Raw genomic sequence first — 21159 nt, forward strand, 5'->3', positions numbered from 1 at the left:
ACCGCTTAGGGTATTCGATTCACCGTTAAAGGTCAAGTGAAGTTGTACCCAGAATAGCCCCTTTGACACTTCCCGCTACAAGAAAGTTTCGTCTTGCTCAATTTATGAATTAACCTGGTTTACTTAGCTATCTCACTGCTACATCTTTTAACTCAAGGTTGACCAACGCCAACAGCTTGAAGTTGCTCCCGACTCGGTTTACCAGTCAGGACAAGTGTTCCATTGATGGCGATCGCAGGAACTGCATTTATTCCATACTGCTGGGCTTTTTGCCGCTCTTGTCCTAAGTTATAGACCAATATTTCACAACTTGAACAAGCGAGTTCTTGCACCATTTGCACTGTTTCACTGCACAGAGGACAGTCAGCCGTAAAAATCTCTATTTGACGTTTTGACATTTTGCTCATTAATAATTTTACTTCACTTATATTCTCAACCCTATAGTTTGCTATAGAGTCAACCCCACCTGAGTAAAAATTTTAATTAGATGTTAAGTAAGGTTTTTTAGCTAATGACTTGACTCTCTAGTTAACTAAAGAGTTTAGTATTGCTTTAACTGTTAAGGAACTGTTTGACCAACTAGATAATCAAGAAGCAGAAATGAGCATATCTACACCCACAAAAACCTTATTAGGCGGAATTGTAACTGCAACGGCATTGCTAACATTCGCAGGTCATCCCGCATTCGCAAACACCGCTAACCAGACTGTAGAAGTTACCAAAGCAAATACCTCTACAACCAGAACAAACTTATCTAAAGAGCAGATAAATCAAACAATAGCACAAACATCACCAACACCACAGCCGACAAATGAGAAGGGATGTGCCTGCTGCAAATCTATGATGAACAATATGCAGCAAATGAATCACAGCAATATGCAGAAGATAATGAATAATCAAAACAACCCGTCTAGATAAGAAGGGATATATTCTCACCGTTACTATTAACGGTGAGAGTTTTGTTTAAATGAGAAAATATCATTTTTCAACAGATATATCCTTATCAGCAACTTGTTCAATTAGGCTACAAAGTTTCTGACTATAGGGGTCATCAAGAGGTTTATCTTCCCACTGCTCTCGATAGGTTTCTAGTTCAGCTTTAAGCGTCTGCATCTGATAGATTTGGTTCTCAAGATGAGCGATTTTCTGATTTAGTAAATCTCGCACAAGTGGGCAAGCGGGATTACCGCGATCGCGCACACCAAGCACTTGCTGAATTTCAGAAAGAGAAAACTGTAAGGATTGAGCTTTTTTGATAAACTTCACCCGCTTGATAGCATCAGTATTATAATAGCGGTAGCCACTTTCACTTCTGTGGACGGGTTCTAGCAACCCTAATGTTTCGTAATAACGAATCGTTCCCACAGCAACATCAGTTTTTTGTGCCAACTCTCCGATTTTTAGAAGTTTATTGTGGGATGATGGTTCACAAGTATTTTTCATGGTAGTCACCATAAATTTTTGCTGTCTACCAACTACAGCTTAAACTCTAAAGTCTACTGTAGAGTCAAGACTTTCTGTTGCCTATCTCATCACCCCGTCCATCATAGGCATTTCTTCTTCAAGAAAAAGTTTGACTGTACGAGCATGTTCCCCATCCCCTTTTACTTTGAGTATAAAAGTTTTATTTCTATGCAAATGTTCTTGACTCTATAGCAGACTATACAGTCAAAAATGTATACATAACTATTTCCAAAAACTTTTAGAGAAATCTTACCTATGAGTCAGCCAGATACTAATAAACAATCTATGAAATGGATAGGAATTGCTATGGTAGTCTGCGCTATCCCCTTAGCAGTTTCCTTATTTCTAAGTGGAGGCTTGGCATTTTTGTTTAGTCGTTCTAACCAGCAGCCTCCCAGCAATCAGTCAAGCAGTCAATCTACACCTCAACTTCAGTCTCAACCAACGGCTGTGAATGTCTCTCTAGAAAAAGCGGTCAATTGGCAAACCAACAATCATGTTCATGGTTTAGCAATAAATCGAGACAATCCCACAGTTATCTATGTTGCCACTCACAATGGGCTGCTGCAACGTTCTGAAACTGGGGAGTGGTTCTGGATAGGGAAACAACGTGCAGATTACATGGGTTTCACGGCTGACCCTATTAACAGCAATCGCTTTTACGCTAGTGGACACCCTCATACGGGAGGTAATTTAGGATTCATCAAAAGTGAGAATCAAGGGCAAGATTGGAAACAAATTTCTATGCCTGGGGTGGACTTTCACGCTTTGGCAATATCTCCCAGCAATTCCAATGTTTTCTATGGATGGCCCGCTTCAGGAGCGCAAGGGCTGCATACTTCTACTGATGGTGGAAAAACTTGGACTAAACCTCCCATGAATGGGTTAGGTGGTGTTCCTTTTGAGTTTGTAGTTGGCCCACAAAACCCTGACCATGTGTTTGCAGCTACCCGTGCGGGTATGTACGAAAGTATGAATGGTGGTAATGACTGGACGCTAGTGCCAAATACACAGGAAGCTCCTTTTGTTAGTCTAGCTTTACTTAAAGATGGCAACAGTACTGTCATGTATGGGTATCGTTATCTCAAATCAGCGCCTGGTGTCTACCGCAGTAATGATGGTGGCAAGACTTGGGAGAAGCTTTGGACTGAAACTGGTGGGGTGGTAGTGAAACTAGCGATCGCTCCTAAAAACCCACAGATACTTTACGCTGTCAACGAAAACAATGCTGTCTTTCAATCACAGGATGGGGGCAAAACTTGGAAAGAGTTAACTTAACTATTAAGTTTTTAGTGTAGCGGTAGCAATCATTATTCCCCACACAACACCAAAACGAAATTTAGTTGCACGCTTTATATCAAACTGTGCAGATGTTAGTAAACTATGAAATTCTTTTTGGGTGTAACACTGCTTGTAAGCAGGATCGACAAACTTCAATACAAAATCGCAAATTTGACACAATAAATAATCTTTGCACCAATCTAAAATAACTACTTTGCCGTCTGGCTTGAGGACACGTCTCATTTCTTTTAATGCAATATCTGGGTCGTCAAAATAATGAAATGCACTGGCAGATACAATGACATCAAAACTATTATTTGCAAATGGTAAAGCTGACACACTTGCATTCTGCAATGAAACATTGGGATAAGTACGACATTTTTGTTTAGCCACGAGGAGCATTTCTTCTGAAATGTCTACTCCGGTTATCACCTGCTGTGGATTTTCAGTTAGTAATAATCGCTCAAACTCTCCTGTTCCACAGCCAATATCAAGTACTGCCGCTTCTGGTGAAATCTGTGCCCAAGTTTTTATAAAAGATAATGTCTTGACAATGTAATTGTTCCAGCGCTGATCATACACATCTGCCATCTGGTCATATTGTTCGCGAATTACTGTCTCACTCATAGCTATTCATTTGCGGGATGGTGGATATCAATACAATAAGGGTGTGAGTGGCGGATACGTTTGTGTTCATGAGGATGGGTGTGAGGTTCTCCTGATGGTATTCCTGGGTGATGATTGTGCTGATGATGTTCATCGTGGATGTGTTCGTGTTCATGCCAAAAGTTTGCATGAACGTGTTCATTTTCATCCACAGGAGGTGAAAGGATGAGTTGTACCACTCCTAGCAACATTAAACCGATTAAGCTGCCGTAGAGAAATTCGCCTTCTGCAAAGTTACTTCCCAGCCATCCAGCCAGGGGATAGGAAATCCCCCACCACAAGTGACTCCAAGCAAAGTGTGCGCCGTAAACTCGCCCTTGAATAACAGTAGGAATACGGTCTGCAATCAAAGTTTGGGTAGGTAAGTTAACCCAGTTTTGTCCTACACCAGCTATTAGCCACAAAACCATTAATATACTAACAGAGGCATAGTTTGCTGGCAGGAGGGATAAGGATATCAAAATCGCACCGAACAGCACAAAGGTTGTCCGTCTAAAGCGTTGACTTATTGCACCAAAAGCCACTGCTGAAAGCGTTGCACCGATACCAAAAGCAGCCATTACCCAGCCATACTCCACATTTCCCAGTTTGAGCGTTCCCTTGACGTAACCGACACTATTCACTAAAATCTGCGCTCCGGCAATAGATGCTACCAACTGCATGAATAATGCATAGCGGATATATGTATCAGTGAATAGACGAGTTGTACCGTCTCTAACGTCTCGCCATGTTCTACCTCTGGTAGTTGACGGTTGTTGGCTTTGTTCGACTCTTAATTGACCAGGTAGCGTAAAAATAAATACTGCCGCAATCAAAAAACTCAAAGCATCTAGAAAGAAAATTTGTCTTGCTCCAATTAGTGCCGCCACGCTGCCAGCAATACCAGGGCCAAGCACCCCTAGTAACTGGTAAGTGGCGTTGGAAAGAGCGATCGCTTGCGGGTAATCATTCTGACCAGTAACTAGAGGGATTGTGGCTTGATAAGTTGGCGTGAAGAAGGCATTAAAGACGTTGAGGGCAAATATAAGTGCATAAACTTGCCAAACCTGTGTCACAAAAGGCAACAGGCTAACGAGAAACATGCGTATACAGTGGGTTGTAACCAGTATCAGCTTGCGGTCAAAACGGTCTGCTAAAGCACCTGCTAAGGGAGATAGTAAGATAAACGCAGTAATTCGCAATGTCAACGCAAAGGCGAGTACAACTGCACTATTATCTCCAGCTAACTCAAAGGCGAGTAAGGCTAAACCTACCCAGGTGAGGGCATCTCCCAACAAATTGGTGGTTTGAGCCGCATAGAGCCGCGCGAAAATAGAATTTCTCAGGCTGCCAAAGAGATGAAATCTCCCGTTCATGTTCCTTAAAACTAGCTTTTTCTAACTGTTTTTCAAGGGGGATATTTATGTATTATCTATATAATAATATATTTGACTGTATCCCATAGGGGGGTATTTAATTATCATCTGTTGATACACAAGTTAGTTGTTTCCACTATTTTGTCAAGGGCAAGCGAACGATAAAAGTGCTACCTTTACCAAATTGGCTTTGTACCTGGATGCTGCCCTCGTGCGTCTGAGCAATTGCTTGGGCGATCGCCAATCCCAATCCAGATCCACCAGTACGACGCGAGCGATCGCTATTGACTCTATAGAAACGGTCAAAAATCGCTTCTTGCTCCTGTGGTGCAATGCCAATACCTGTATCTTGAACTTCAATTACAGCATCACCATTGTTGCGTTTTAGGATGACGATTACATAACCACCAGCAGGCGTGTATTGAATAGCATTTGCAATTAAATTAGAGAGCAAACGTAAAAGTTGGTCTTCGTCTCCCATCACATACAGGGACTGATGGCACAAAACAGAGGATGTTAATTGCAAAGAAGCCGCACTCGCTAACGCTGAGAATTCTTCTATCAAATCATCAATTAAAACGTTGAGACAGCAAGGTAGCCGTTCTATCGACAGAGTGTGCTGTTCCAATCGAGAAAGTAGCAGCAAATCTTGAACTAGTTCCACAAGTCGATGGCTCTGGCGTTTAATTGATGCCAGAACATCTCGCGCCTCTTGTTCAGACAGGTGTGACTTATCGAGTATAGTTTCCACCGTAGCATTAATTGCTGCTAGGGGAGTACGCAACTCATGGGAAGCATCAGAGGTGAACTGTTGCATTTGCTTATACGACCTGTCAATTGGTCGCATTGCCAACCCTGCCAGCCACCAACTAGAACCACTAACTAGCAGTAGCGTAATTGGCAATCCTAACGCCAAAACTAATTTCAAAGCAGCGAGACGATTATCTAGTTCTTTGAGAGAGCGCCCTACTTGTATATAGCCCCATACCCCATCTTTAGTATGTAGTGGTAGGGACTTTTGATGGTAACGATTGCCTTGTGCATCTTTGATTGCTTGCCACACATCTGTTCGCACAATTGGTGGTAATTCGTTGGGCTGAAAACCCGCTACAGCAATTAATCTTCCTGAAGCATCAATAAAACGAATGTAATATTGCTTATCTTTATAGACAGGACTAAATATGCCGTGTTCAGCAAGGGTGCCTTGGCTGTGTTCAAAGATTTTTTGAGCAGGGCAGGTAGAGTTTATTTGACAAAGATTGGGTAAAACCTGTTGAAAAACTGGCTCTATGCGGCCGGGTTGTTTTAGTGTTGGTTCAATAACATCATGCAGCGTACTTGTTATAGATTCTAGTTCCCGGCTAATGGAAACTAAGTAAGCATCAATGATTACTTCATACACAGCAAAACCGCATAGGCTCAAAATTAGACCCATAATACCCGCATATAAGGCAGCGAGTCGCCAGCGAGTCTTATGAAACAGTCGAATCTGCATTGCTAGGATTAAAACGATAACCCATACTAGGGACAGTTTCGATTAGACTATCACAACCAGATTCCGACAATTTGCGTCGTAAAAGTCTAATTTGAGCAGCTACTACATTACTAACACGTTCTGCACTAAATGTATACAAATGATTCAGAAGTTGATCGCGGGTAACAAGTGTGTTGGGACGTTTCATGAAGTATTCTAGTAGGTGAAATTCCTTCTTTGTTAAAGAAATTACCCTTTTGTCTCCATTGGGGTACTCACAAGCAAATGTAAAATTACTGTAGTCTAGGATTAGATTACCAACTTGCAATTGTGGAGACTGAAAATGAGGAGAACGTCTCTGCAAAGCCCGCAACCGTGCCAACAGTTCTGCCATGCCAAATGGCTTTACCAGATAGTCATCTGCTCCTGCATCTAGTCCGGCTACCTTATCTTTCATACTATCTTTTGCTGTTAGCATCAGCACAGGTAAACAGTTGCCGCGAACTCGTAACCGCTTGCATAGTTCTAAACCCGATATTCCTGGTAGCAACCAATCAAAGATTGCCAGCGTATATTCAGTCCAATGAGATTCTAGACAAGTCCAAGCTTCATCACCATCCAAAATCCAGTCAACAATATATCTTTCCTGATTCAATTTTCGCTGAATTGACGCACCAAGGTCTGGTTCATCCTCAACTAGCAGAACTTTCATAACAAGCCAATGCACCTCAAAAATTTGTTCATTAACGTACACGCAGTTGAGCTATACCAACTGGTAATTCTGCATTAACACCAACGAGAATAGCTGAAACTTTGTACATTTTGTCACCATTTGTTGGTGTTGTTTTTTTGACCTTATTCATATCTATGGTCAAAGTAGTTCCTGGTTCAACTTGTTCAATAAACACTAATGTAGCTTTTTGACCATTAATAGAAACCTTAGTATCAACTTTTTTACCTGACTGGTCAGATACATCAATATCATCTCTAAGAATTATGTTACTTGGAGCTTGGATAATTAGCTGGGAAACAGCTTTACTTTGTTGGGGAACTTCTATTTTTAAAGTATGCCTGAGAATTCTCCAATGGCGAATACCTTGAGGAAATTCTATAAAGCCAATAACATGAGGAGACTTATCAGATTGTAGTGAGGGATTTGCATAAGTACCTGGAACTGAAACTGCCATAGTTAAGGTGAAAACAGCAGTATATATTAGTGTTTTATCCATTTCATTCCCGTAACTACTTCACTATGCCAATCATTCATCAGAATCATTTTTGGTAAATTGAAGTTACCTCTTAATAGCTTGACAAAGTGAGATGAAATTTGGATGAGATTTTAGCCAGTTAAAGAAATTTTTTCAAAAATAAAAACAATAAGTAGTATTTGATAGAGCCATAAACCCATACCTCTTTATAGTCTGGCTCTACATTCAAAGCTCTTTCTATCTTCATTTCAGATGACAACGATATTGGTAAACACTCAAAGAAGCAAATTAGTTGTACTAGTATTATTTGATACATTTAAATAACAATATACTCTCGTAGATTTGTTTGGCAACGACGGAGGTAACTGAGTGCTTGTTGTTCTATGTAACGAACTCTCCTCTGGCTAATATTCAACCGTTTAGCCACCTGCGCTAATGTGAGTTCGCAACCATCTTCCAAGCCATAACGCAGAATTAGGACTTGTTGCTGCTGTAGAGTTAATTTTGTCAGCGAGATATGGATATCGTGATGCATAAAATATTGAGTTGCGTAGTTTTCAGGGGAGGCTTCTGGAGATTCTGTTAAAATTTCTTGCAATTCTGTGTCCTCGTTATCGCCCACTTGTTTATCTAGCGAGACAGGTTGACGACATATCATCAGAAGTTCGCGGATTTGGGCAGGGTTTAATTTCATCTTTTCTGCAATTTCAGGGATACTAGGACTGCGCCTCAATTTCTGAGATAGTTCTCTTTGTACTTTTTTAAGTTTATTCAACTTTTCGGTAATATGAATTGGCAGTCTAATAGTTCGTCCTTGCTGAGATATTGCTCGTGTAATTGCCTGACTAATCCACCAATAGGCATAGGTAGAAAATTTATAGCCACGTGTGGGGTCAAATTTCTCTACACCACGTTCTAAACCTATTGAACCTTCCTGAATCAAATCCATAAACTCTAAATTTCGTTTCTGATATTTTTTGGCGATAGAAACCACTAAACGCAGATTTGCTGCCATCATCTTTTGCTTTGCCTGTGCGCCTTGCTGAAAAATTTCCTTCACTTCCTTTTCACTAAGCTGTACATATTCAGCTAATTCTTTTTGGGTTGGTTCGTGGTTGAGTTGTTTCTTCAAAGTTTCCTTTTTCTCCTGTAATGCAATCATCTGCTGTACCTGTTTGCTATACAAAATCTCTTCCTCATGAGTCAGCAATGGTACACGAACTATATCTCGCAGATAACTCCGAACTATATCTGTGGTGAATTTAGTATTTGAAGTTGTTGTCTTGGTGTCGGAAGCTGACATGGTTTTAGTATTTATTGACCAAAAAATTTAAAAATTTGGATGTAGGTTATCGTTAAATATTTTTTGTAAGATTTTATATATTTAAACATTTACTATGATATTGATTTATTTTAATTTTAAATATAAATTTATAAGTATTTTATAAAAAAAATTACATATTTGACTAATACAGATATTTGGTTTTCTAATGATTACAAAAAAACTCAATATAAACCTTGCATTAAAAAGTAGTATGAGGGAAAAACAATCTCTGTAATTTCTTACTGAAATTGATTAGTTTAGTAACTTGCAAGGATATATTGAGTGACTAGCTAGTATCTTATATTGACAGATAAAGATGAAATTAGGATGAAATTTCAACTATGTGCGATCAGACGTAACAATAAACTCTGCTAGTATCCCATCCGCAAAATTTCCCAATGCAGGTAATGCTGCAAATTCCAGAACAGTTAAGAACTCATTCACACCCACCTTGCCGAATTACATAAAGAATTAGCCCAAACCTAAAGAGGTAGAAAAGTTGAGCAACCTTCTTAAGATATAAAGTTCAGGAGCAATTTACCCCGCCAGCCCTTTTTTCCTTCTCATCTCCACTATTAGACGAGGCATCCTCCACCTACAGATTAAGTATTCGCTTCTTTCAGATGCTCGGATACTTCTTGGTAAAGGCTCATAACATGGTTGTCCGCCAAACTGTAATATATATTCCGACCTTCACGATAGTATTTAACCAACCGTTGCGATCGCAAAATTCGCAGTTGGTGCGATACCGCAGACTCACCCATTTTTACGGCTGCGGCTAAATCACAAACACACAATTCTCGATTAACTAAAGCAGACATCAATCGCAAACGACTTGGATCGGCTAACGCATTAAAAAACTCTGCCATCTGTTGCGCTTTTTCAACAGAAATAATTTCTGGTTGCACCTGGCGCACCCGATCAAGATGAACCAAATGAGCATCACAACTGGGCGTGTCTTCAGACTGAAGAGACTCCGCTTTGGGCAATGTTGGTTTTTTCATAAGTAGAGATAGTGTTGGGAGTAGAGGATGAATTCAAAATAGACAGAATAATAATCATTCTAACATCTGAATATATATTCAGATATTGAGATAACTATGTTAAACTTCAAAGGAGTTATTCTTCAGCGACTTACTGAAACGGCTATGACTCAAACTCCATCTATCAAAACTCAGCAGATGCAGGTCGGTGGCATGGACTGTGCAAGCTGCGCGTTAAAGATTGAAGCAGCCCTGGGAAGATTAGCAGGCGTGGTTGAGGTATCTGTAAGTGCAGTAACTGAACGCTTGACGGTTTCCTATGACCCGCAACAAGTAACTGAGGCAGAAATCAAAAATCGAGTGGTGAGTTTGGGATATACCGTAGTAGTTGAGCGAGCCGCATCAAACCTAACGATGGATGTCATGGTGGGAGGCATGGATTGTCCTTCCTGCGTAGACAAAATTTTGACATCCCTCAAAAAATTGTCAGGTGTAACAGAAGCATCCGTAAATTTTAGTACTGGCAAGTTGCGAGTGTCCTATGATCCGCAGCAGGTGAATGAAGCAACCCTTCGCGATCACATCACCACTTTAGGCTATACCGTCATCACTCCCACTCCAAAGGTGACAGACGACGAAGACCACGACCACAATCGCGGGCATAGTCATGGTACAGGCGAGTTTAATCTGAGGGCAGAACTCCTTCCAGTGCTTTTAGTTGTGGCTCTTTTTGCAGTAGGAATGATTTTTGAGGAACCCCTGCATAACACGCCTTATAGTCTAGGTGAATATGCAGTTTTCATTCCTGCCTACCTGCTAAGTGGCTGGACTGTATTGAAAGCAGCTGGACGTAATGTTCTTAGAGGGCAGGTGTTTGACGAAAACTTTCTGATGACCATTGCGACTGTAGGGGCGATCGCCATTCACCAGCTTCCTGAAGCCGTTGCCGTCATGCTGTTCTATCGGGTTGGAGAACTATTTCAGGAATATTCTGTCGGGCGATCGCGCCGTTCTATCAAAGCCTTACTAGAAGTTCGCCCTGATACTGCCAATCTAAAAGTTAATGGTTCAGTCAAAGCCGTTTCACCAGAAGCGGTTAGGGTGGGAGATATCATTCTGGTCAAACCGGGAGAAAAAATTCCTCTAGATGGTGAGGTTCTGGAAGGCAATTCTCAGGTTGATACCTCAGCCTTGACAGGAGAATCTGTTCCACGCACGGTAAAGGTTGGAGAAACCGTTTTAGCAGGCATGATTAACCAGACAGGGGTGCTGACCGTTGGAGTCACGAAACTGTTTGGAGAATCGTCGATCGCCAAAATTCTTGATCTAGTCGAGAATGCTACTAGCAAGAAAGCGGAAACGGAAAAGTTTATCACTCGTTTTGCCCGCTACTATACGCCTGTTGTCGTTATTTTGTCGCTGGCGGTTGCCCTCTTACCACCCTTATTGATTCCCGGTGCAACTCACGAAGAATGGGTTTACCGTGCCTTAATCCTGCTAGTCATTTCCTGTCCTTGTGGGTTAGTAATCAGTATTCCACTGGGTTACTTTGGAGGTGTTGGTGGAGCTGCTAAACGAGGCATTCTAGTCAAAGGTTCAGTATTTCTCGATGCCCTTACCGCCGTTAGAACCGTTGTTTTTGATAAAACCGGAACACTGACCAAGGGCGTGTTCAAAGTCACGCAGATTGTAACTAAAAATGGTTTTTCAGAGTCAGAATTGCTGACCTTGGCGGCAAAAGTCGAAGCTCATTCTAGTCATCCCGTCGCACAATCTATCCGAGAGGCATATAGTCAACTGATCGATGATGCAGATGTGACCGATTACGAAGAAATTGCGGGTCATGGCATCCGGGCTAAAGTGAATAATCAAACGGTGCTGGCAGGAAACGATCGCCTCCTGCATCGAGAAAATATTGACCATGATACCTGCAATGTAGAAGGTACCGTTGTTCATCTCGCTGTAGATCAACGCTATGCAGGCTACATTCTAATTGCCGATGAAATCAAAGAAGATGCGGCTCAAGCCATTCGAGATCTCAAACGTGTTGGAGTTGAGCAAACGGTGATGCTTACGGGTGATAACAAGGTGGTTGCTCAAGGTGTAGCCAACCTATTAGGCTTAGATTCATATGTAGCTGAATTGTTGCCAGAAGGCAAAGTCGAGGCAATTGAGAAGTTATTGAGCTTGTCGGGTAAAGGTAAGGTAGTATTTGTGGGTGATGGCATCAATGATGCTCCTGTCATTGCTAGAGTTGATATCGGAATGGCAATGGGTGGGTTAGGTTCCGATGCTGCCATTGAAACGGCTGACGTGGTGATTATGACTGATGCACCATCCAAAGTAGCCCAAGCCATTCAGGTTGCTAGAAAAACCCGCAAGATCGTTGTGCAGAATATTGTGCTAGCAATGGTAGTTAAAGGATTATTTATCATCCTCGGTATATTCGGTGTTGCAACGCTTTGGGAAGCCGTGTTTGCCGATGTCGGTGTTGCACTTTTAGCAATTCTCAATGCAACACGGGTGCTTAAGTAAGAGTTTTTCTAAAACATGCATTCTGCATCTACACTATACTATATGAAATTGCTTCCACAACACCAAATGAAGTTTACATTAGCAATAGGTTTGAATCCGAGCTAAAAATAATAAATATGCTCAAGCTATTTTAAAACTAAAATGTGGTGAACTGAGCTACACCTACAGGAATTTCTATATCACTACCAACAACTTTAACTAAAAGTTTATAGATAGAAGCTGATCCTTGAATTGGTTGTTTTACTTTATTGAGGTTAATATTAAGCTGAGTATTATTAATAACTGTTTCGGGAAAATGTATTATAATTTTTCTACCATTTACAGAAATATTAATGTTAATCTCTCGACCATTTTCATCTAATACTTCAATATCATTACTTACAGCAACAGTTGGTGGAGCATCAATAATTAGCTGGGAAAGAGCTTTATTATTCCGGGGAATATGTAATCGAAAAGAATGTTTAACAAGCCTCCATTGAATAGGAGGAAGTTGCAAACTGTTATCAAGATTGGGAACTTTATCATCTGTATTGGCAGTTGCATAGCCTACAGAAATTATAGATGCGTTAGCGAAGCTTGTCGCAGACATCGCCAAAGCAAATGTAGCAGCATAAATCAGCATTCTATTCATCATTTTGGCTGGTCAGGTAGGAAAATGTGTCAACTTATTACAGATTCATATTTGGTATATGAATCTTTCTTTCTTTAACAAGGATGACAGCTTGCTATGAAATTACGATGAAATTTTTGCAGTTCATGAGAAATTATTCATTCATGTTTCGATAGGTAGCTACGGCTGAAGGAGAACTGCGATTGAGGTAACGGAATATCCAATATTTGAAAATGGTATCCATTATTACTGGCACAGTAGCAATAAACAGAGAAATAAGACTCTTGTTTTCCGGTAACCCGTAATGGTTTAAAGTACTTCCTAGAATTATTTCCCAACCATAAGGAGAGTGAAAACCGACAAATATATCTGTAGATAGAATAATTAAAAAAGCTTTAGCGGAGTCGCTTAAACTGTAAGTTATATCACCAGCAAAAGACCTAATAATAGATAGCTGTTGCTTCCCTGTTAAAATTAAAACAATAAATGTAGCTGCTGTTAGTATATCTGCAAAGATGTTTGTCACTGCATTAATACTATCAATTTTACTTTCTTCTGCTATAGTGCTAGCCTTTTCCTTTAGTTTCTGTTGGACAGCTTCGATAGAAAGCTTTGGAATTTTTCCAATTCGAGCTTCAAAGTAAAGATTTTGCTCAAATCTTTTTAATTCAGCTAAGGCTTTTTCTTCTTGAGAAGAGTTTAGGAAAACGTCTGACTCTCTTAAATTCCATAACTTTTCAACTAAAGGAGTGATTACAAAATTTCTAGAAAGTTGATTTATAAGTAGTGGAACTAAAATCAGAATTAACAAAAAATGGATAGAGGAAATAGTTTGACGGCGAGTGGCGCGAAACTCTTCAATAACCTTTGTCTCGGCATTTGGATTTAACGTCTGCTGAAATTTTCTTATAGTTTGCAGGATAGTTCGGGGAATAAAACTCATCTTTTTAGATGACGACCTTGATTTCATTTGAATTTTTTATCAATATCCAAAAGTCTAGTTCTACCAAGTACTCAGTGGCACAACTAGAAATTTTTAGAGAGCTATAAAAGTCAAATTTTCAGTCTCTACTCTCTACTTTATGGCATTAAAATGAAATCAGGATGAAAAGTAAGACTGTAAAAAAAACATCTAGAAACCATCCATTATAATTCTGTAATCTTAAGCCTATTAATATCTTATAAACAGAGTAAATATCTTTATTGTTTAATAAAGCCTCTTAATTTTGCCACGAATAAATTTGCTTGCTATTGATTAAAAGTTCTGTGTCATTAAAAAACCAAATTTTGCATGACACTGGGGTTGATTCTTTTCTCCTGATAAATTCTTAAGTCAGCGGTAAACATAGACGCGATAATCGTTTAAATCAACGACTAGTTGCGTCTCATCAGCAGCAAGGCTATTGGTTTAAACAACAGTATTGTCTTGAGTAAGAGGACATGGATAATTTGGGTCGCCAAACTCTATCTGAATAGTGGTGTGTTCAATACTAAAATTGTCGTGAAGCTCTCGATTTACCTGTTCTAAAAAAGCATCGCCGGGATGTCCTGTGGGCATTATCAAGTGAGCTGTGAGTGCTGTCTCGGTGGTACTCATCGCCCAGATGTGCAAATCATGGATACTAGCTACACCAGGAAGTTCAGCCAAGTATGTGCGGACGGCAAGTGGTTCAATATCTGCTGGTACGGCATCTGTCACCAAGTTGAGAGATTCTTGGAACAATTGCCAAGTACTCATAACAATCACGACAACAATCATCAAACTCACAACAGGGTCAAACCATAGCCAACCAGTGGTAACAATAGCTATGCCAGCTAGGACTGCACCCAAAGACACCGCCGCATCAGCGACTAAGTGAAGGAAAGCTCCTCTAATGTTCAAGTCTCTTTCACGACCAGATAAGAACATTAAGGCACTTCCCATATTGATGGCAATACCTACCGCAGCCACGCCGATAATTGTACTGCCTGAAACTGGGCTGGGTTTAAGGAAACGCTGGATAGCTTCCCATGCAACTGCACCAGAAGCTACGAGTACGAGGATAGCGTTCAACAAAGCAGCCAAAATAGAGGAGCGACGTAATCCGTAAGTGCGACGTGGTGTTGGTTGGCGACGACCGAGGAAGCTTGCTCCCCAGGCAAGTAACAAACCTAGAACATCACTCAAATTGTGACCAGCATCGGCTAGTAGAGCAAGGGAATTGGCAACTAACCCATAAATTACTTCAACAACAACAAACCCAGTGTTGAGGGTAACGCTGATAATGAAGGCACGGTTGTAATTAGTCGGCCCGTGGCTGCGATCGTTACTATGAGACATGAATGCTGCCCTTAAAGTGTTACCAAAGGTGAGACAACTTCTATGCTTTGACAAGTAACAAACTTATCTTTAAGCATATCTTTGACCAAGGAAAAAAATTCGGTTATTGCACTCTCACTATCAATAACCGTAATAACAAGTGGTAGCACAGATGACTCAATAGATGGATCTAACTCGTTCATAGTCCGAAAAATACCGTGCTTGCCATATCCGGAAATTGCCCGCATCACCGACATCCCTGTTATTCCCTGTTTGCGAGCTATTCCTAGTAGAGCTTGGTGAAAGGGTTGGTGTTGCCAACTATCAGACTCACTAATATAGATTGTTAGTTGCTTCCATTTAGTTGGTTCGTGGTCGTGTTGGTGAACCATAACTGTTATCTCATTGCTACCACTTGCTATTAATTATCGTTTAAAGGTAAAGCGACCGTTCACTTTTTCGCCATTGATATCAGAAAGAATAGCAACTTTATACTCGCCTGCTGCTTTTTCAGAAAGTACAGCATGGTAGTGTTGTTCTTTAGCTTCATAAGTGAGAGGAAGCGATTTTTGACTACCATCAGGTAGTTGAACTTGAGCCGTTACCTTTGCATCTGGAACTACATCGTGCTTTTCTCCTTTCTTTAAATAGAAATCTAAGTGATTTCCATCATCTTTTGGTTCGGCAACAAACTCTAAATGATACTGCCCAGACTCAATAACTTGACCGCCGTGTGAATGTTCACCTTTACCATCTTCGGAATGACCTTGAGCATTATTTTGATTATGAAAATGACCATCACTTTCTGAGTGGTTATCTTTTGCTGTGATTTCAGACTTGGCAGCCGTTTCTGTTGTTGATGCTGTTCCACTCTCTGAATTTGCAACTTGATTACTGCCACTACAAGCACCTAAGAAAAGCAAACCTACACTGCCTAAAACTACGAAATTGGTCTTCAACAATTTCATTGATTTACACTCCTCAATATTTAGTAAACTAACAACTAAAAACTTACCTCTCCTGCAACTTCTGACTGCATCATTGGTTCAGTTTTTCTTGGCATTAAAAACTTACCAAACTGGACATACAAAGCTGGCAGAACTAAAAGAGTTAAAGCAGTAGAGGTAAACAATCCACCTAACACCACAACGGCTAGTGGCTGGAGGATTTCTTTTCCGGCTCCGCTACCAATTACCAAGGGTCCCATACCCAGAGCTGATGTTAACGCTGTCATTAAGATAGCAGCCAGCCTTTCTACCGACCCTTCCATCAAAGCCTGCCGCAGAGGCTGTCCTTCTGCCATCCTAGAATTGTAGTTCTCAACCAGTAATAGTCCATTACGTGTAGCAACGCCGAATAAGGTAATAAATCCTACCATTGAAGCTACAGATAGAATACCGCCAGCCAAGGCAATGGAAATGACTCCACCCACTAATGCCAAGGGCAAATTTATCAAAATCATGATGGTTGCAGGAATCGACTTGACAGCAAAGTAAATCAGAACTGCAATAGCGACAAAAGCTAATCCACCAGCCCAAAGTAAAGTTTTTGTGGCTCCCTCTTGCGCTTCAAATTGACCACCATATTCAATGTAATATCCAGGAGGTAATTGTACTTCTTGCTTAACTTGATCCCGGATATCTTTAATCACAGAACCTAAATCGCGTCCAGCCACATTACTGGAGACTACAATATAACGAGAGACATTCTCACGGTTAATGGTGTTAGGGCCTGTACCGTAGTCAATTTTTGCAACTTGAGCTAAGGGAATTTTCTGTCCGTTGGGTGTATCAACCAGCAAATCGCGGATGACTTCGATATTGTTGCGGTATTTTTCTTGCAACCAAACAATCAAGTCAAAGGTTTGTTGCTGTTCTAAGATCTGAGAAACAGCTCGCCCATTGAGTGCAGTTTCTACCGTCTCTGATAATTCGCCAATAGTCAAACCATAGCGAGCTGCTGCGTTACGGTCAAACTGAATTTGCACCTGTTTCATTGGTACTTGCGGTTCTAATTGCAAGTCTGCTAAACCGGAAACCTCACCCATAGCTGATTGTACTTGTTGACCAAGCTGGCGGAGTTGTTCTAAATCGGGGCCGAAAATTTTTACAGCTATAGCACTCCGCACGCCTGAGAGTACTTCATCCATGCGGTGTGAAATAAAACCACCGATATTGGGAACTACACCGGGAATTTTCTCAAATTGCTCCCGAATCATTTCAATTGCCTTATCTCGGTCTTTTCCTCCCTCTTCACTCAGTTGAACATCTAGTTCTCCAACATTAACACCAGCTACTTCCGTATCACCTTGCGCGCGTCCAGAACGGAACTGAACTGCTTGAATCCGGGGGTCTTTTTTAAGAGTATTTTCCAATGCCAAGCCTACCTGATTGGTAGCATCCAGAGATTGACCAGGCATCAGAATCGTGGTAATCACCAAGGCGCGGTCTTGAAATTCTGGTAAAAAAACTTGCCCTAACGAGAGCAGAATCATTGTTGAAGCCACAAAACTAGCGATCGCACCTGTCAAAATAATTTTGGGGCGACGTAGAGAAAATTTCAAAAGCGGACGATACAGGCGATGGGAAAGTCGTTCAACCCAAGTTTCTGTACTTGGTAAACGCCGATTTACCAACAACAGAGCGCATAATGCCGGAGTCAATGTCAGTGCTACCGAGGTTGAAGCCACAATTGACAGCAAATAAGCTATACCCATTGGTGTAAAAATCCGACCTTCTACCCCAGAAAGGGCAAAGATTGGTGCAAAAACGACTGCAATAATAATTGTGGAAAACAAGACGCTCACCCGTACTTCCACTGAACTATTGAAAACAACTTGCAGTGGTGGTACAGAATTGCCTGCTATCTGATTTTCTCGCAAACGGCGGTAGGAATTTTCCATATCCACAATTGCATCATCTACCACCGAACCAATCGCCACAACAAGTCCGCCCAAAGTCATCGTGTTGATGCCTTGTCCCGTCCAATTGAGGATCATCATTCCCAACAACAAAGACACGGGAATCGCGCTCAAGGTAATGATCACCGTGCGCCAATTCATCAAAAATAGAATCAAGATGACACAAACAATAATCGTGCCATCGCGCAAAGCTTCTTCAACGTTTTTGATAGAGGCTTCGATAAAATCTTCTTGGCGGAAGGTTTCGGTGACTTTCACATCTTTAGGCAAGCTGGCTTTTAGCTCTTCCATTGCTGCTTCAGCCGCCTTTGTAACGCTTGGTGTATCAGCAGTTGGCTGTTTATTGACAGTCAAAATCACCGCTTTCTTACCCGCAGAACTACCATCGCCGCGTTTGAGTGCTGCACCGATTTGCACATCTGCCACTTGTTCGAGAAGTACAGGTGTGCCATTGCTGGCTTTAATTACTGATTTCTTAAGTTGTTCAATAGATTCAATTCGCCCTACCCCTCGCACCAATGTCTCTTGGTCGGGAGTAATTAAAAATCCCCCTGGTGCATTGGCGTTGGCTGCTTGTGCTGCTTTAGTGACATCATCAAGGGAGACATTAAACGCTTTCAACTTATCTGGGTCTACTAACACTTGATATTGGCGCTCGTCTCCACCAAATATGACAATATTACTAACGCCAGGGACAGCCAACAGGCGGTTTTTCACCTGCCAATTGACAATCCGCCAGACCTCCATTAAAGGAGTGGTTTCAGAAGTAAAGGCGTATTTAACAGTCCATCCTAGAGGCGAACTGACAGGAAGAACCTCTGGGTCTTCTACGCCTTGCGGTAGCTGGCTGCGTGCTTGTTGCAACCGTTCCGTTACCAATTGACGGGCGCGATAAATTTCTGTATCCCAACTAAAAGTAGCTCTTACAGCGGAAAGACCGACAGCCGAGGAAGAACGCAATGCTTCTAATCCGGGGGTACCGTTAATCACACTTTCTATCGGTCGAGTCACCAGGGACTCCACTTCCTCTGGTGCAAGTCCTGGGGCTTCGGTCATAATTTCGACTTGGGGTGAGGCAAAACTGGGAAACACATCAAGTGGCATCTGTGTAAGGATGCGGAAGCCCCAAACAGATATGAGAATAGAAGCAATAACTACTAGCCAGCGTTGGGCAATAGACCATTTAACAATGGAATTAAGCATATTTTGATTTATTTAAACGTATAGTACAGTGCTACAATCGCTACTAACCAACGTCGAGAAATTACCCATTTAGCAAAACTGCACTAGTCATAATTTAATTGTTTGTTGTTGGTTGCCAATTGTTCATTGCTTTTAACCACTAACCATTAATTACTGTCTGAACGACGATAGTTTTCCTGCTCTTCCACAGAAGTGTTGGAAGTAGAGGGTGTTGGTTGTTTGTGGTTGTCGATATAAACCTCGGTTTCATAATTGAACCCATCACCTACTGGTACTTGACGGGAACGGGCACGACGGCTAGACCAGAAACTACCAGCGAGGAAAGCCAAAGTTGCGATCGCTACTCCTCCCCCTGCACCTAACAACCATAAGGGTATTGGCAAGCTGTTAGTTTTAGCCTCAGTTGTGTGGGAACCACCTTCTTCATTATGTTCTTCTTCTTTAGCTTTATTATCACCCCGTAATGACTGTGCATAAAGTTGTGGCGCACGTTGAGTGACTACTAAATCTCCCTCAAATAAACCACTGGTTATCTCTACCAAATCCCCAGATGTTTGACCAACACTAACATCAACTGACTGAAAGGCATTACCATTTTTGACATAAATCATTTTTTTGCCATTTGCATCTACCACAGCAGAGCTAGGAATTGCTAAGACAGGTGCAGATGTTTCGTTTGTTAATACTTGCAGTTCAGCAAACATTCCGGGTTTAAGTTGTCCACCAGAGTTTTCTATTTCTGCTTGCACTGGTACTACTCGTGTTTCGCCTTCTACTACTGAGCCAATTCGAGTAATTTTGCCAGTAAAGATACGATTAGGTAAAGAACTAATTTTTACTCTGAGTGGCTGACCTCTTTTTACCTTGTTTAAATCTTTTTCATAGATATTAGCTGTGGCAAATATCCTGCTGTCATTCAATATTGTCATCAGTTTGCCACCAGCGTCTTGAAATGATTGACCGATAGTAACTTCTCGGTCAGCAACTTTACCGTCCAGGGGAGATGTTACTGTCACTAGTCCCTTGGCGTTAGCGAGCGCTCCTAGTTGAGACAGTCGAGTTTGATAAGTGGTATTACTGAGATTGATACGTGATTGTGCTACTTTAACTGCTGCTTGAGCGCGTTTGAGTTGATTTTCAGCTTCGATCACATCACGGCGACTTGAAGCTGTTACAAGTTTCGCTTTGGCTTCTGCTAGCTGAGTTTGGGATTCGAGAGCGTTGCGACGTGGCAAAGCACCAGCATCAGCTAACTGCTTGTCTTTGTCGTACTTTTCTTGTGCAAATGCCACTTGGCTCTGTGTTTGAGCTATCTCAGCTGTGGCGATTTGTTGGTAGCGATCGTAGTTTTGCTGGGCTAGCCTGAGATCGGCTAGGGCTTGCTGCAAATCTGCTTGTCCTTGAGCAAGTTTTTCCTGAGATTCCACACGTAAGCTTACTAGATCTGGACTGGTCAAAACAGCTACAGGTTGACCCTTTTGAACTCTTGCACCAGGTTCGACTAAAAGTTCAACTACTTTTGCTCCAGAAATTGGGGTAGTTACTTCTACTCTTTGGCTAGGTAGAGTTTCAATCTGTCCTGTGGCTTTAATACCCAAAGCCAATGGTTGTCTTTTTACTGGTTCGACTCTAATTCCTAACTGCTGGGCTGTTTCGGCATCAACTTCTATTGAACCACTTGTTTCGCTTCCACTTTGAAATGCACTTCCGCCACTGTGGTCATGTCCACCACCGGCGAAAACAGATGTAGGAGCAGATAGCAGGAGCAAACTAAGTACTATGGAAGAAGTACAACGGAGTGGAATAGAAGGTTGATAACGCTTAGATATTACCATCG

Annotated in this window: 19 protein-coding genes; 3 read left to right on the top strand and 16 right to left on the bottom strand. The window is 41.4% G+C overall.

The features are described 5' to 3' along the window. Nucleotides 1–152: 152 nt before the first annotated feature. Nucleotides 153–398, bottom strand: a complete 246-nt coding sequence (locus tag UYC_RS0101235) for a thioredoxin family protein (protein ID WP_016879206.1) — start codon at nt 396–398, stop codon at nt 153–155. Between the two features lie 202 nt (nt 399–600). Here UYC_RS0101235 and UYC_RS0101240 point away from each other — a divergent pair, with 202 nt between their 5' ends. Further along, a complete protein-coding gene (locus tag UYC_RS0101240) occupies nt 601–918 on the top strand; it encodes a hypothetical protein (RefSeq protein WP_016877576.1) in 318 nt (105 codons plus the stop codon). A gap of 60 nt (nt 919–978) precedes the next feature. Here UYC_RS0101240 and UYC_RS0101245 read toward each other — a convergent pair whose 3' ends face one another. After that, on the bottom strand, nt 979–1443 hold the full coding sequence (locus UYC_RS0101245; protein WP_235083053.1) for a heavy metal-responsive transcriptional regulator: 465 nt from the start codon (nt 1441–1443) through the stop codon (nt 979–981). Between the two features lie 276 nt (nt 1444–1719). On the opposite strand from UYC_RS0101245, the gene UYC_RS0101250 reads away from it, so the two are divergent. Then, nucleotides 1720–2742, top strand: coding sequence for a F510_1955 family glycosylhydrolase (locus tag UYC_RS0101250; protein ID WP_016877578.1), 1023 nt, complete (start codon nt 1720–1722; stop codon nt 2740–2742). A 3-nt stretch (nt 2743–2745) separates the two neighbouring features. On the opposite strand, the gene UYC_RS0101255 is transcribed toward UYC_RS0101250, so the two are convergent. From UYC_RS0101255 to UYC_RS0101285, 7 genes are all read right to left on the bottom strand, one after another. Then, nucleotides 2746–3372 carry a class I SAM-dependent methyltransferase gene (locus UYC_RS0101255; protein ID WP_016877579.1) on the bottom strand — a complete coding sequence of 209 codons (627 nt, stop codon included), beginning with the start codon at nt 3370–3372 and terminating at the stop codon, nt 2746–2748. A gap of 2 nt (nt 3373–3374) precedes the next feature. Further along, the gene (locus UYC_RS0101260; RefSeq protein WP_016877580.1) at nt 3375–4766 is read right to left on the bottom strand and encodes an MFS transporter; all 1392 of its coding nucleotides are present in this window, start codon (nt 4764–4766) and stop codon (nt 3375–3377) included. 136 nt (nt 4767–4902) lie between these two features. After that, nucleotides 4903–6261, bottom strand: a complete 1359-nt coding sequence (gene rppB / locus UYC_RS0101265) for a two-component system sensor histidine kinase RppB (RefSeq protein ID WP_016877581.1) — start codon at nt 6259–6261, stop codon at nt 4903–4905. Continuing rightward, a complete protein-coding gene (gene rppA, locus UYC_RS0101270; protein ID WP_026087664.1) occupies nt 6239–6952 on the bottom strand; it encodes a two-component system response regulator RppA in 714 nt (237 codons plus the stop codon). Before rppA ends, rppB begins: the two co-directional genes overlap by 23 nt. 31 nt (nt 6953–6983) lie before the next feature. Further along, nucleotides 6984–7469, bottom strand: coding sequence for a DUF2808 domain-containing protein (locus tag UYC_RS0101275; RefSeq protein WP_016877583.1), 486 nt, complete (start codon nt 7467–7469; stop codon nt 6984–6986). A 295-nt stretch (nt 7470–7764) separates the two neighbouring features. Further along, nucleotides 7765–8751 carry an RpoD/SigA family RNA polymerase sigma factor gene (locus UYC_RS0101280; RefSeq protein ID WP_016879207.1) on the bottom strand — a complete coding sequence of 329 codons (987 nt, stop codon included), beginning with the start codon at nt 8749–8751 and terminating at the stop codon, nt 7765–7767. Between the two features lie 623 nt (nt 8752–9374). Next, nucleotides 9375–9776: an ArsR/SmtB family transcription factor gene (locus tag UYC_RS0101285; RefSeq protein ID WP_016877584.1), complete on the bottom strand. Its 402-nt coding sequence runs from the start codon at nt 9774–9776 to the stop codon at nt 9375–9377. 96 nt (nt 9777–9872) lie between these two features. Here UYC_RS0101285 and UYC_RS0101290 point away from each other — a divergent pair, with 96 nt between their 5' ends. Next, a complete protein-coding gene (locus UYC_RS0101290; RefSeq protein ID WP_016879208.1) occupies nt 9873–12290 on the top strand; it encodes a heavy metal translocating P-type ATPase in 2418 nt (805 codons plus the stop codon). Between the two features lie 136 nt (nt 12291–12426). Here UYC_RS0101290 and UYC_RS0101295 read toward each other — a convergent pair whose 3' ends face one another. From UYC_RS0101295 to UYC_RS0101325, 7 genes are all read right to left on the bottom strand, one after another. Next, entirely contained in the window at nt 12427–12921 is a 495-nt protein-coding gene (locus UYC_RS0101295; RefSeq protein WP_016879209.1) for a DUF2808 domain-containing protein, read from the bottom strand. 133 nt (nt 12922–13054) lie between these two features. Then, nucleotides 13055–13843, bottom strand: coding sequence for a hypothetical protein (locus tag UYC_RS35195; protein WP_016877588.1), 789 nt, complete (start codon nt 13841–13843; stop codon nt 13055–13057). A gap of 465 nt (nt 13844–14308) precedes the next feature. Next, a complete protein-coding gene (locus UYC_RS0101305; RefSeq protein ID WP_016877589.1) occupies nt 14309–15220 on the bottom strand; it encodes a cation diffusion facilitator family transporter in 912 nt (303 codons plus the stop codon). 11 nt (nt 15221–15231) lie between these two features. After that, entirely contained in the window at nt 15232–15591 is a 360-nt protein-coding gene (locus UYC_RS0101310; RefSeq protein ID WP_016877590.1) for a DUF190 domain-containing protein, read from the bottom strand. Nucleotides 15592–15624: 33 nt separating this feature from the next. Next, on the bottom strand, nt 15625–16167 hold the full coding sequence (locus UYC_RS0101315; RefSeq protein WP_016877591.1) for a hypothetical protein: 543 nt from the start codon (nt 16165–16167) through the stop codon (nt 15625–15627). A gap of 35 nt (nt 16168–16202) precedes the next feature. Next, nucleotides 16203–19322 (bottom strand): efflux RND transporter permease subunit, encoded by a 3120-nt coding sequence (locus UYC_RS0101320; RefSeq protein WP_016877592.1) that lies wholly within the window; start codon nt 19320–19322, stop codon nt 16203–16205. Between the two features lie 146 nt (nt 19323–19468). Further along, nucleotides 19469–21157 carry an efflux RND transporter periplasmic adaptor subunit gene (locus UYC_RS0101325; RefSeq protein ID WP_016877593.1) on the bottom strand — a complete coding sequence of 563 codons (1689 nt, stop codon included), beginning with the start codon at nt 21155–21157 and terminating at the stop codon, nt 19469–19471. Nucleotides 21158–21159: the final 2 nt, after the last annotated feature.

This window comes from Chlorogloeopsis fritschii PCC 6912, assembly GCF_000317285.1.
In the GTDB taxonomy this organism is placed as follows: Bacteria; Cyanobacteriota; Cyanobacteriia; order Cyanobacteriales; family Nostocaceae; genus Chlorogloeopsis; species Chlorogloeopsis fritschii.